This is a genomic window from Streptomyces sp. NPDC048255, assembly GCF_040652415.1.
Classification (GTDB): domain Bacteria; phylum Actinomycetota; class Actinomycetes; order Streptomycetales; family Streptomycetaceae; genus Streptomyces.
Genome location: NZ_JBEZMA010000047.1, coordinates 44,652 through 57,731 on the forward strand (window position 1 = coordinate 44,652; position 13,080 = coordinate 57,731).

Annotated in this window: 11 protein-coding genes; 6 read left to right on the forward strand and 5 right to left on the reverse strand. The window is 72.8% G+C overall.

Features of this window, described 5'->3' with window-relative positions; translation table 11 throughout:
* Positions 1–61: 61 nt before the first annotated feature.
* From raiA to mtrA, 5 genes are all read right to left on the reverse strand, one after another.
* Complete coding sequence (gene raiA, locus AB0D94_RS28540; RefSeq protein ID WP_362057194.1) at positions 62–790, reverse strand: ribosome-associated translation inhibitor RaiA; 729 nt, start codon at positions 788–790, stop codon at positions 62–64.
* Between the two features lie 312 nt (positions 791–1,102).
* Positions 1,103–1,840, reverse strand: coding sequence for a phosphoribosyltransferase family protein (locus AB0D94_RS28545; protein WP_362057197.1), 738 nt, complete (start codon positions 1,838–1,840; stop codon positions 1,103–1,105).
* A gap of 74 nt (positions 1,841–1,914) precedes the next feature.
* Positions 1,915–3,852, reverse strand: coding sequence for an LpqB family beta-propeller domain-containing protein (locus tag AB0D94_RS28550; RefSeq protein WP_362057200.1), 1,938 nt, complete (start codon positions 3,850–3,852; stop codon positions 1,915–1,917).
* 4 nt (positions 3,853–3,856) lie between these two features.
* Positions 3,857–5,713: an MtrAB system histidine kinase MtrB gene (mtrB, locus tag AB0D94_RS28555; protein ID WP_362057234.1), complete on the reverse strand. Its 1,857-nt coding sequence runs from the start codon at positions 5,711–5,713 to the stop codon at positions 3,857–3,859.
* An 88-nt stretch (positions 5,714–5,801) separates the two neighbouring features.
* Positions 5,802–6,491 (reverse strand): two-component system response regulator MtrA, encoded by a 690-nt coding sequence (gene mtrA / locus AB0D94_RS28560; protein ID WP_189747360.1) that lies wholly within the window; start codon positions 6,489–6,491, stop codon positions 5,802–5,804.
* A gap of 234 nt (positions 6,492–6,725) precedes the next feature.
* Here mtrA and AB0D94_RS28565 point away from each other — a divergent pair, with 234 nt between their 5' ends.
* From AB0D94_RS28565 to AB0D94_RS28590, 6 genes are read left to right on the forward strand one after another with little or no spacing between them, the layout of a single operon-like run.
* Positions 6,726–8,066, forward strand: a complete 1,341-nt coding sequence (locus tag AB0D94_RS28565; RefSeq protein ID WP_362057204.1) for a hypothetical protein — start codon at positions 6,726–6,728, stop codon at positions 8,064–8,066.
* Positions 8,067–8,076: 10 nt separating this feature from the next.
* Positions 8,077–8,754 carry a DUF4129 domain-containing protein gene (locus AB0D94_RS28570; protein WP_362057237.1) on the forward strand — a complete coding sequence of 226 codons (678 nt, stop codon included), beginning with the start codon at positions 8,077–8,079 and terminating at the stop codon, positions 8,752–8,754.
* A complete protein-coding gene (locus AB0D94_RS28575; RefSeq protein WP_362057207.1) occupies positions 8,751–9,965 on the forward strand; it encodes a DUF4350 domain-containing protein in 1,215 nt (404 codons plus the stop codon). The genes AB0D94_RS28570 and AB0D94_RS28575 overlap by 4 nt, the downstream gene beginning before the upstream one ends.
* Positions 9,962–10,942, forward strand: coding sequence for a MoxR family ATPase (locus AB0D94_RS28580; RefSeq protein WP_362057210.1), 981 nt, complete (start codon positions 9,962–9,964; stop codon positions 10,940–10,942). Before AB0D94_RS28575 ends, AB0D94_RS28580 begins: the two co-directional genes overlap by 4 nt.
* Entirely contained in the window at positions 10,942–12,252 is a 1,311-nt protein-coding gene (locus tag AB0D94_RS28585; protein ID WP_362057213.1) for a DUF58 domain-containing protein, read from the forward strand. The genes AB0D94_RS28580 and AB0D94_RS28585 overlap by 1 nt, the downstream gene beginning before the upstream one ends.
* 24 nt (positions 12,253–12,276) lie before the next feature.
* Positions 12,277–12,918, forward strand: coding sequence for a Uma2 family endonuclease (locus AB0D94_RS28590; protein WP_362057215.1), 642 nt, complete (start codon positions 12,277–12,279; stop codon positions 12,916–12,918).
* Positions 12,919–13,080 lie beyond the last annotated feature (162 nt).

Consider the following 13,080-nt stretch of genomic DNA (forward strand, 5'->3'; position numbering starts at 1 on the left):
GTTCATACAGGTGCCCCTGCGGGGCGCCTCGGCGTCCCGCAGGGGCAGCGAAATGGCGTGCTCAGCCGCCGAGCGCTCCGCCGGCGCCGCCGCGCGGTTCCTCAGAACTCGAGGCCCCGTCCGGGTTCACGTGGATGACGCCGTAGTCGTACGCGTGGCGCCGGTAGACGACGCTGGGCAACTTGGTCTCGGAGTCGACGAACAGATAGAAGTCGTGGCCGACCAGTTCCATTTCGTACAGGGCCTGGTCGAGCGACATGGGTGCGGCCGAGTGGGTCTTCTCGCGGACGATCAGCGGGCCTTCGCCCTGCACTTCCAGCGATCCGATCCTCGTGGTCGGGATCGCGTCCGCCTTCTCCTCGGAGACCGGCTCTCCGCTTCCATTCAGGTGCGCGGCGTCCGGTACGACGTCGGCGACCTCCGCCGCCGAGAGCCGTCCGTTGCCACGCCGGGTGTGGCGCTTGTCGTGCTGCTTGCGCAGCCGGGCCTCCAGCTTGTCCTGAGCCAGGTCGAGCGCCGCGTACGGGTCCGCGGCGGCGGCCTCGGCACGAATCACCGGGCCCCGCGAACGCAGGGTGATCTCCACGCGGTCGGAACGGTCGGCCTGGCGCGGGTTGTGCTCCTTGGACACCTCGACGTCCAAGCTGATCACCTTGGCGTCGAGCTTCTGGATCCGCTCCGGATTCAGCTTCTCGGCCACGTGCTTGCGGAACCGGTCGGGCACCTCGGTCTTGCGGCCCTTGACGACGATGTCCACGCAGAACTCCGTTCCCGGATAGCTCCGCCTCATGGGGCGAAGCGTCTCCCTTTCGCACCAGACTCCGATGAGCACCGGAGCCTCGGACTTGGCGACTTTCACCTCCTCCTCCCCCATCGGCAAGATCTGCACCCCACCGACTTCGGAGTCGAGAGACAGCCTCCTGACACGAAGATTTCCAAAACCTGCGATCCGATGCGTGGGGCCCAAGGTTCGCCAGTTCCTCACAACCGAACATATCTCTCAATGACGGTTGTCGGCACCCGCTACCGGAACGTACCTCCGTTCAGGTGGCTATTCCCTCTTACTACCTGCAACGATGGGCCTTCCCCTCCAGTTCCAAATCTATTCACAAGATTTTTGCCTGCTGCTCGTTGCCGACCGGTTCCGTACGAAGGAGTCCGCCGCCGCGGCCACCACCGCCGCCCGCGGCCCGGCCCCGCGCGCCAGCCCCGCCGCGCGCACCGCCCGCGCCGCCTCCGTCAGGGTGGACCCGGTGGTGATCAGGTCGTCCACCAGCACGATCCGGGCCCCGGCCACCACCCGCGCCCCGTCCCGGCACACCTCCAGCGCCCCCGCGAGGTTCTCGCGGCGCTGCCTCGCGCCCAGGCCCGCCTGGTCGGCCACCGCCCGCCGCAGCCGCAGTACGGGAGCCACGCGCGCGGGAACACCGGCCCGCCGCAGCCGCGCCGCGGCCGCCAGCGCGATCCTGCGCGCCGGATCGTGCCCGCGCGCCCGGACCTGCCGCCGCGCCGAGGGCACCGGGACCAGCGCCACCTCTCCGCCCGCCCCCGTCAGGGCCGAGCGGACCGCGGCCGCCAGCGCCCCGCCGAGCGACCCGGCCAGCGGCAGCGCCCCGCGCTCCTTGTGCGCCAGTACGACGGCCCGTACGGCCCCCTCGTACACGGCGGCCCCATGCACCACGGGCAGCCCCGCGGGCCGCGGAGACGGCCGCACAGGCCCCGCGTACGCCCCGCTCAGCTCATCCCGGCAGACGGCGCACAGCAGCACCCGGGCGGCCCCGCACCCGGCGCAGTCGACCGGCAGCACCAGCCCCGCGAGCTCCTGCCACCACCCCCGCATGGCTCCACTCTCCCGGGCGGTACAAGGCCCCGCCACCCCTGTGGAAAACCACCCGGATCCCCCGGACCCGCCGCTCAGCCCGGATAGACCGGTGCCCGCCCGTCCGCCGTCACCGTGCGCCACTGCGCCCCCGGCGGCAGCCACACGATCCCGTCGTCCTCCAGGTACGCGACCACCGGCCGGGGCTTCGTCTCGTCCTCCGAGGCCGCGACCGCGATGAGCCCGGTGGCACCGGGCAGGCTGCCCGCGACCATCGAACCGTCCGCCAGCATGTAGCGGGCCTGCCGGACACCGCCGCTCTCCCGGCCCACCACCAGCAGCCGGCCCCGCGGCGCCCAGCTCATCGCCGTCACCTCGGCCATCTGCGGGGCCGCCGGGCGCAGCTCGCGCACCGACACCGCCGAGGTGTCCCCCTTGCCGTCGGGCCGTTCGATCCGCCCGATGAAGAGCTTGCGGCTGCCGCCCTTCTCCACCAGCAGCGCGATCCGCACCCCGTCGGAGGAGACCTTCAGCGAGGTGATCCGCCCACCGTCGAGCCCCGCCACCTGCACCTTCTCAGCAACGGCCCCGACACCGGCCGGCACCCGGAACAGCCCGGCGTGCTGCGGATCCTGGTCCGCGACCCACACGTCGCCCGCCGCGTCGAAGCTGGGCGCGCTCAGCCCGTTCGGCTTGTTCCCCTTGCTGGTCAGCGCCGGCTGCGGCATGGGCTCCGCGTCCGAGAGCGGAACCACGTACAGCCCGTGCCCGTCGTCGGAGACCACCGCGGCCCGCCGCTCGTCGTGCGACACGGCCGCCGAGAGCGTCTTGAAACCGGCGGGCAGCGGCATCGGCACCCGTTCGGCGCGGTTCTGCTGGTCCTCGCTGGTGACGTCGAGCTTCATCCGGACCAGCCGGCTCTCACTGCCCACGTAGTACTGGTACTCGGGACCCTGCACCCGGTTGGCGATCACGGCCGCCGCCGCCTCCGTCACCACGCACAACGAGGAGGACTTGGCGTCGGAGCGCAGCAGTTCGACCCGCTCCAGCCGGGAGGCCGTCAGCTCCTTGACCGTGTACAGGAGTTGGGTGGCCATCTTCTGGCACTGCGGCTGCGCGACGTTGTCAGCCTTGTCGTTGAGCGGCACGCGCAGCGTGTTCTGGCCGTCGTACGACAGGGACTTGGTGCCCGGGCGCAGCTCCGTACCGGTGGGGAAGCTGGAGGCGACGACCGGCCCGAGCCACTTGGACGGCCCGGCGAGCAGGGACTGCACGGTCTGCGTGGTGGGGTCCATCCGTGACTCGGGGTCGCTGCGCTGACGCACGTACACCTGGTCGGAGACGAGCGTGCCGCCCGCGAAGTAGTACTTGTTCACCGGCATGTAGATGCGCTGGAAGTCGAAGTCGCTGAGGACGAGGCTGCTCGGCGGGGTCGCGATCCGCCACTGCTTGTTCTCCTGGACGAGCTGGAGGTACTCCACGTAACCTCTGTCGCCGGTCTCCGGCTGGTAGGCGCTGCGCTCGTCCACCGTGGCGAGCTTCTCGCCGGTCACCTTCCAGCGGGGGCCCGACGGGTCCTTCTCGCCCTGTACCGAGCGCCGGTCGAGGCCGGCGGAGAGCACGGTGACGGCCGCTCCGGGCTTCCAGGACTTCGCGGCCTCCTCGGTGAGGTACTGGCGGGCCGTCTCCAGCTGCGGGTCGTCACTGGTCATCGCCTCCAGGAAGCCGTCGACGATCTCGGCCGCGCTGGCCTTGTCGGCCGGCGGCACGCTGAACACCCGCACCTGGGAGTCGACGCCCTGCGAGGCCTCCAGCGGGCGGATCTCCCCGTGGTCGGGCATGGAGGCGCAGCCGGCGAGCAGCAGCCCGGCCGTCCCGAACACGTACGCCCGTACGGTCCGCGAGAGCCGCCCGCGGCCGCGCGTCCGGCCGGCGCCGGGCATCCGGCCCCGGCCGCGCAGCCGTCCGCCCGCCGCCCGCGCCCCACCGGCCTCCGGATCCCCCGCCCGCGAACTCCCCGTCCGCACACCCATGGGCTCAGCCTCCATCGGCTCCTCGGTCCTCCTGTGCTGACTGCTCGGCCGGCCGGGCCACCACCCGGGCCCCGCTGCCGGGCAGGGCCGTCGGGTCGGCGGGTACGGGCATCGCGTTGGCCACCGGCGACCTGGGAGGCATCGGCGAGTGGTCGCCGGCGTGGGCCGGCTGCCGCTCCGCCGCGCCGCCCGCGGCCTCCGCGGCGGCCCTGGCCCGGTTGCCCCGGGAGTCCTCGGGCTCCAGCGGGATGGGAGAGCCCCGCAGCGGCTCGTCGGCGGTGCGCGGCAGGGTGAGTCGGAACTGCGAGCCCCCGCCGGGCTCCCCCCAGGCCTGGAGCCAGCCGCCGTGCAGCCGGGCGTCCTCGACGGCGATGGACAGGCCCAGGCCCGTCCCGCCGGTGGTGCGCGCCCGCGCCGGGTCGGCCCGCCAGAAGCGGTTGAAGACGCGGGTGGCCTCGCCGGGCTTCAGGCCGACGCCGTAGTCCCGTACGGCGACGGCGACGGCCCCGCCCGCGGAGGCCAGGCGCACCACCACGTCGCGGCCCTCGCCGTGCTCCACGGCGTTGACGACGAGGTTGCGCAGCACCCGCTCCACGCGCCGGGAGTCCGCCTCGGCGATGACGGGCTGCGTGTCGCCCAGGACGCGGATGCGGGTGCCCTTGTGCTCGGCGAGCGGCTCGGCCCCGTCGATGACGCGGTGCACGACGTCGCGCAGGTCGATGGGCTCCGCCTCCAGCGCGGCCGCCCCCGCGTCGAAGCGGCTGATCTCCAGCAGGTCGGACAGCAGCGACTCGAACCGGTCCAGCTGCCCGGCGAGCAGTTCGGCGGAGCGCGCGGTGACCGGGTCGAAGTCGACCCGGGCGTCGTGGATGACGTCGGCGGCCATCCGTACCGTCGTCAGCGGGGTCCGCAGCTCGTGCGAGACGTCCGAGACGAAGCGGCGCTGCATCCGGGACAGCTCCTCCAGCTGCTGGATCTTGTTCTGGAGGTTCTGCGCCATCTTGTTGAAGGCCTCGCCCAGACGGGCGATGTCGTCCTCGCCGGTGACCTTCATCCGCTCCTGGAGCCGCCCGTCGGAGAGCCGCTCGGCAATCCCGGCGGCCATCCGTACGGGGGTGACGACCTGGCGCACGACGAGCCAGGCGATACCGCCCAGCAGGACCACGACGAACAGGCCCGCGGTGGAGATGGTGACCTTGACCAGGTTGAGGGACTCCTCCTCCTGGGTCAGCGGGAAGAGGTAGTACAGGTCGTACGGTTCCCCGTTGATGTCGGTGAGCCGCTTGCCCACGACCAGCGCGGGCCCGGGCGCCTTCTCCCCGGCCCCGGCGGTGTACCGGATCTCCGAGAAGGTCTTGAAGGCCCCGGTGGCGTGGTTGACGGCCCGGCGCAGCTCCAGCGGGACGCTCGCGGTCGGGTCCACATTGCCGGAAGCACGGGCTCCGCGGACGCCCAGCGCATTGGGGCCGGCCTGCTCCACCCCGGTGCCCGCGCCGAGCGCGACCACCTCGAAGGCGGTCTGGCCACCACTGGCCAGCTGCTTGACGAGCGAGTTCATCCAGGTGCTCGCGTCACGGCCGACCTTGTTGTCCGTGGCGTCGGGCCCGTCCACCGTCGCGGGGGTGTTGGCCTTCTCCTGTGCGACCGCGAACCCGCCCGCGGCCTGGCTCTGCGCGGCCTCCTCCTTGGCATCGAGGAGGCCCTTGCTGACCTGGGCGATGACGACGAAGCCGAGCGCGAGGACCACGGCCAGCGATATCAGCAGGGTCGCCGCGACCACCCGGAGCTGGATGTTGCGCCGCCACAGCCGGACAGCCGGAAGCAGCGGCCGCTGTACGAGACGTACGAACAGCCGCAGCACACGGCCGGCGGGCGCCCCCTCCTGGAGCAGCCGGGCGCCCCGCAGGAGCCCCCGGCGGGAACCGCCCCGGTCCCTGCCGGGCTGCACGTCAGCTGGGTCCGGCCTTGTAGCCGACACCGCGCACCGTCACGACGATCTCGGGGCGCTCCGGGTCCTTCTCGACCTTGGAGCGCAGCCGCTGCACATGCACGTTCACCAGCCGGGTGTCCGCCGCGTGCCGGTAGCCCCAGACCTGCTCCAGCAGCACCTCACGGGTGAACACCTGCCAGGGCTTGCGCGCGAGGGCGACCAGCAGGTCGAACTCGAGCGGGGTCAGGGCGATGGAGGCACCGTCCCGCTTGACCGAGTGCCCGGCCACGTCGATGACGAGGTCACCGATGGCCAGCTGCTCGGGTGCGGGCTCCTCCGACCGGCGCAGGCGGGCCCGGATACGGGCCACCAGCTCCTTCGGCTTGAACGGCTTGACGATGTAGTCGTCGGCACCGGACTCCAGGCCCACGACGACGTCCACCGTGTCGCTCTTGGCGGTGAGCATGACGATGGGCACCCCCGACTCGGCCCGGATCAGCCTGCACACCTCTATGCCGTCCCTTCCGGGCAGCATGAGGTCGAGCAGTACCAGATCCGGCTTCGCCTCCCGGAAGGCAGCCAGTGCCTTGTCACCGTCCGCTACGAACGACGGCTCAAAACCTTCTCCACGCAGCACAATGCCGAGCATCTCGGCCAGCGCGGTGTCGTCGTCGACGACAAGGACGCGTCCCTTCATGGTTGACATCATCCCATTAGCTAATCGTTACCTGGCGGTGAGCTGTCCCACAGCCAAAAGGGCTGGAAATCGCCCCTCGGACCTGCGTGGAGATCAGGTCGACCAGTCTGCCCCGGATCCGGGTGACAATTGAAGGTACGGGCTGCCGAGGATCCGGGGGGACGGCTGGTCCGTTCGTGGACCCCACGTGGCACGATGGCAGCGACCAGCGCCCCCGCCGCAGCAGGTGCACGTGAAGGAGCGACGATGAACGACTCTCCGGGCTGGGCTACGCCCGGATCCTCTCCGTCCGACGGCGAGCGGCCGGGGGCACCAGCCGACCAGTCCGGCTCCGGCGCCACCCAGCCGCCGGGCCAGCCCGCACAGCCCGCCGGCGACCAGAAGTGGTCGTCCGAGCAGCCCCCGCCCGGCCAGTGGTCGAGCCCGGGCACCGAGGCACCCCGGCCCACCGGCCAGAACGCCCCGCAGGCACCGCAGGGCCAGGGCTGGGGATCGTACGGCCAGCCCTACGGCCAGCAGCCCGGCGGAGCGCCCGGCGCCCCGTACGCGGGCCAGTACGGCCCCTCCGGGCAGTACGGCTACCCGGGCGGCCCCGGCCAGTGGGGCAAGCCCCCCGCCGCCAAGCCCGGCGTGATCCCGCTGCGCCCCCTGGGCCTCGGCGAGATCCTCGACGGCGCGGTCAGCACCCTGCGCGCCCACTGGCGCCCCGTGCTCTCCATCAGCCTGGTCGTCGCCGCCCTGTTCCAGCTGGCCCTCGTCCTCGTACAGCGCGCCACGGTGAACACCGCCGCGTTCGGCCCCCGCGGACAGGCCAGCCCCTCCGAGGCGCTCGACGCCGTGGGCGACGTCATGCTCTTCTACGTCTTCAACTACTACGTCGAGATCCTCGGCCTGTTCCTGATCACCGCGCTCCTCGCACCCGTCGTCAGCAGCGCCGTCCTCGGCCAGAGCTCCACGCTCTCCTCGACCCTGCGCGCCCTGCGCCCCCTGTGGGGCCGCATGCTCGGCCTGACCCTGGTCCTGCTCCTGGGCTCGCTCGCCGCCGGAGTCCTGCCGATGCTTCCCGGCATCCTGGCGGACAGCCCCGTCCTGATCGCGCTCGGCGTCCCCGTCGGCGTCGTCCTGCTCGCCTGGTTCTACGTGGTCTTCCTGCTGGCACCGCCCGCGCTGATGCTGGAACGCGGCAGCGTGAGCGACGCCCTGAAGCGCTCCGCCAAGCTCGTCAAGGGCTCCTGGTGGCGCGTCTGCGGGATCAGCCTGCTCACCGCCCTCATCACCAAGGTCACGGCCGCGATCATCGTCATGCCCTTCGCGATCACCGCCATGTTCGTGGCCCCGGGCGGCCTCCGGGGCTTCATGGACGGCTCCGCCACCCAGAGCACGACCTTCCTGGTCATCGCCGCGATCGGCTCGGTCATCGGCGCCGCCGTCACCATGCCGATGCAGACGGGCGTCACCAGCCTCCTCTACATCGACCAGCGCATCCGCCGCGAGGCACTCGACCTCGAACTCGCCCGGGCCGCCGGCGTCGAGAACGACGACGCGACCACCGCACAGCCCGCCGACGGACCGGTGACCGGAGGCTGATGCACCGATGATGAGCACGGGGGGCCTCATCAACCACGCCGCGGCACTGCTGCCGCGCGCGGAGACACCACCGGTGACGACACCGCGCGAACCCGCCCGCGAGGCGGCCGAGCACGAACTGTCGAAGCGGCTGTACCACCAGAACGACCCGAGCCTGCTGGACCGCGCCCTGGACCGCTTCTGGGACTGGGTCGGCGGACTCTTCGACCGCGCCTCCGGGGCAGCCCCCGGCGGCGCGGTCGGCCTCCTCGTGATCCTCGCCCTCGTCGTCCTGGTCATCGCCGCCCTGTGGTGGCGCCTCGGCTCACCCCGCCGGGCCACCAGTGACACGGGCACCCTCTTCGACGACGGGATCCGCAGCGCCGCCGACCACCGCAAGGCCGCCGACGCCCACGCCGCCGCCGGCCGCTGGACCGAAGCCGTCCAGGAACGCATGCGCGCCGTCGTCCGCTCCCTGGAGGAACGCACCCTCCTCGACCCCCGCCCCGGCCGCACCGCCGACGAGGCGGCCGCCGAAGCCGCCGTGTCCCTCCCCGACCACGCCGCAGACCTGCGCGCCGCCGCCCGCGCCTTCGACGACGTCACCTACGGCGGCCGCACCGGCGACCCCGAGACCTACGACCGGCTGCGCGCCCTCGACCTCACCCTGGACCGCGCCAAGCCGCTCCTGACGGGACCCACCGCATGACCGGCCCCACCCCGACCACACCGGCCTGGGGGTCCACCTCCACCGCCCCCAGCGGCACGACCCTCTGGCGCCGGGCCCGCGCCGTCCTGGCCGTCCTCGCCATCCTCCTCGGCTCCGCGGTCGCCCTCGCCGCCCTCGACAGCGGCACCCGGCACGGCTACCTCGACCCCCGCTCCGCCGACCCCACCGGCAGCCGGGCCGTCGCCGAACTCCTCAAGGAGCGCGGAGTCACCACCCGCGTCGTCACCACCGCCCGCGAGGCCGCCGCCGCATCCGGACCCGGCACCACCCTCCTGGTCACCGACCCCGCCCTGCTCGGCGAAGCCCAGCGCCGGACCGTCCGCTCCGCCATGGACCTCTCCGGCGGCCGTACGGTCCTCCTCGGCCCCGACGGCCCGAGCCTGCCCGGCCTGGCCCCCGGCGTACGCACCGAGCAGGGCTTCACCGCCGCCGCCCTCGCCCCCGCCTGCGCCCTGCCCGCAGCCACCACGGCCGGCCGCGCCACCACCGGCACCGGCCTGCGGTACAGCACCACCCTCCCCGGGGCCACCGCCTGCTACCCCAGCGACGGCCACCCCACCCTCCTCGTCCTGCCCACCGGCACCACCGGCGGCGACACCGTCATCCTCGGCTCCGAGACGATCCTCCTCAACGAGAGCCTCGCGAAGGAGGGCAACGCCTCCCTCGCCCTCCAACTCCTCGGCTCCCGCCCGGACCTCGTCTGGTACCTGCCCTCCCTCGCCGACACCGACCCGGACGCCGGCGCCGCCGACGAGGACAAGACCCTCTTCGACCTCATCCCCGCCGGCTGGTCCTGGGCCCTGCTCCAGCTGTTCGTCGCCGCCGCCCTCGCCGCCCTCTGGCGCGGCCGCCGCCACGGCCCCCTCGTCACCGAGCAACTGCCCGTCGCCATCCGCGCCTCCGAGGCCACCGAGGGCCGCGCCCGCCTCTACCGCAAGGCCGGAGCCCGCGACCGCGCCGCCACCGTGCTGCGCGCCGCCGCCCGCGAACGCCTGGCCGCGCTGGTCGGCGTCCCGCACTCCCAGGCCCACGACCCCTCGGCACTGGTCCCCTCGGTCTCCGCCCGCCTCACGGACGGAACCCGGGACGTGAACACCCTCCTCTTCGGCCCCACCCCTTCCGACGACGCGGCACTCGTCGCGCTCGCCGACCACCTCGACGCCCTCGAAAGAGAGGTCCGTACGTCATGACGTACCCGGCCACCGAGTCCGCCGCCGCGGACAGCGCCCGCGCTTCCCTCGAAGCGCTCCGCACCGAGATCGGCAAGGCCGTGGTCGGTCAGGACTCCGCCGTCACCGGTCTCGTCGTCGCACTCCTGTGCCGCGGCCACGTCCTCCTCGAAGGCGTCCCCGGCGTCGCGAAGACCCTCCTCGTGCGGGCCCTCGCCGCCTCCCTCGAACTCGACACCAAGCGCGTCCAGTTCACCCCCGACCTGATGCCCAGCGACGTCACCGGCTCGCTCGTCTACGACGCCCGCACCGCCGAGTTCTCCTTCCAGAACGGCCCGGTCTTCACCAACCTCCTCCTCGCGGACGAGATCAACCGGACCCCTCCCAAGACCCAGTCCTCCCTCCTCGAAGCGATGGAGGAACGGCAGGTCACCGTCGACGGCACCCCGCGCCCGCTCCCCGAGCCCTTCCTCGTCGCGGCCACCATGAACCCGCTTGAGTACGAGGGCACGTACCCCCTCCCCGAAGCCCAGCTGGACCGCTTCCTGCTCAAGCTCACCGTGCCGCTGCCCTCCCGCGAGGACGAGATCGCCGTCCTCACCCGGCACTCCGCCGGCTTCGACCCCCGCGACCTGCACGCCGCGGGCGTCCGCGCGGTCGCCGGCCCCGACCAGCTCGAAGCCGCCCGCGAAGCCGTCGCCAAGGTCTCCGTCTCCCCCGAGATCGCCGGCTACGTCGTCGACGTCTGCCGCGCCACCCGCGAATCGCCGTCCCTCACCCTCGGCGTCTCCCCGCGCGGCGCGACCGCCCTGCTGGCCACCGCCCGCGCCTGGGCCTGGCTCACCGGCCGCGACTACGTCACCCCCGACGACGTCAAGGCCCTCGCCCTGCCCACCCTCCGCCACCGCGTCCAGCTGCGCCCGGAAGCGGAGATGGAGGGGGTCAAGGCCGACGCCGTCATCACCGCGATCCTCTCCCACGTCCCCGTCCCGCGCTGATGGCCCTCACCGGACGCGCCGCCCTGCTGGCGGCCCTCGGCAGCATCCCCGTCGGCATCCTCGAACCGAGCTGGGCGGGGATCATCGCGGTCAACGGCCCGCTCGCCCTGGCCTGCGCGATCGACCACGCCCTCGCGGCGCCGGTCCGCACCCTCGGCCTGTCCCGCTCGGGCGACACCTCGGTCCGCCTGGGCGAAACCGCGGACGTCCACCTCACGGTGACCAACCCGAGCGGCCGCACACTGCGCGCCCGCGTCCGCGACGCGTGGCCCCCGAGCAGCTGGCTGCCCGGGACGGAGATCGCGGCCTCCCGCCACGAGGTCACCGTCCCCGCGGGCGAGCGCCGCCGCCTGACCACCCGCCTGCGGCCCACCCGCCGCGGCGACCGCACGGCCGACCGCGTCACGATCCGCTCGTACGGCCCGCTGGGCCTGTGGGCCCGCCAGGGCACCCACGTCGTCCCCTGGACGGTCCGCGTCCTGCCCCCCTTCACCAGCCGCAAGCACCTGCCCTCCCGGCTCGCCCGGCTGCGCGAACTGGACGGCCGCACCAGCCTCCTGACCCGCGGTGAGGGCACCGAGTTCGACAGCCTGCGCGACTACGTCCCCGGCGACGACACCCGCTCCATCGACTGGCGCGCCACGGCCCGCCAGCACAAGGTGGCCGTCCGCACCTGGCGCCCCGAACGCGACCGGCACATCCTGATCTGCCTGGACACCGGCCGCACCTCGGCCGGCCGCGTCGGCGACGCCCCCCGCCTGGACTCCGCCATGGACGCGGCCCTGCTGCTGGCCGCCCTCGCCACCCGCGCCGGCGACCGCGTGGACCTGCTGGCCCACGACCGCCGCCCCCGCGCCCAGGTCCAGGGCCGCCCCGCGGCCGACGTCCTGCCGTCCTTCGTGAACGCGATGGCCCCGCTGGAAGCAGAACTGGTCGAGACGGACTCCCGCACGCTGGTGTCCACCATCCTGCGCAGCGCCCCGCGCCGCTCCCTGGTGGTCCTCCTGACGAGCCTGGACAAGGCCCCCATCGAAGAGGGCCTGCTCCCCGTCCTCCCGCGCCTCACCCAGCGCCACACGGTCCTGGTGGCCTCCGTGGCCGACCCGCACGTCGCTGACATGACAACGTCTCGCGGCAGTGTCGACGCGGTCTACGAAGCCGCCGCCGGCACCCAGGCCCAGACGGAACGCCGCCGCACGGCGGACCAGCTCACCCGCCACGGCGTCCACGTCGTCGACGCCACCCCGGACACCCTGGCCCCGGCCCTGGCCGACGCCTACCTCGCCCTCAAGGCCGCCGGCCGCCTCTAGCCTCCCGAACTACAAGGTTTCACCGTGGCGGGCTGGATACGCTGGTCGCGCACCCACCAGGAGGACACCATGGCCGACCTCACCCCCGAGCAGATGCGCCGCATGCACGATTTCGCGGAGCAGCTCGCGGAGCTGGCCGAGCACCAGGAGGACCAGTGGAAGGTGCAGACCACCGATGGTCAGATCTTCCTCACGATGATGAGCCCTACGGCCCCCCACGGGCTCAACGTGGTCCGGCTGCGCCGCCAGATCGAGGCCCAGACACCAGAGGTCATGGCCCTCAACGACACGAACATGGGCGATCCTCAAACCGGCCTCACAAAGGTGCCCGATCTCATGGTCATCGCGGAAGAGGACACCGACGACACGGCAAAGGTCGTCAACTCCCGCGATGTCCTGATGGTGGTGGAAGTCGTCTCACGCACGAACTCGCTCACCGACATCCGCGACAAGCTGCACGACTACCCGAGGATGGGGGTCCCGCTGTATGTCGTCGTAGACCCCCGCAAGGAGAAGAAGACCGTCACCGTACACAGCGATCCCTCAACAGGGCCCGACGGCATCCGCTTCCGCAAGACCGTGCCCTACGCCTTCGGGGACACCGTCACCGCCGGCCGCTGGACCCTCGAAACGAGCAGCCTCAAGAGCTACCCCGCCGACTGGTGAAGCGCAGGGTCGCACCAAACGGCGCGGGCCGTAAACGCAGAAAGCCCCGCACCGAACCCCGAAGGGTTTGGTGCGGGGCTTCCGCAATGATTGTTCGGCGGCGTCCTACTCTCCCACAGGGTCCCCCCTGCAGTACCATCGGCGCTGAAAGGCTTAGCTTCC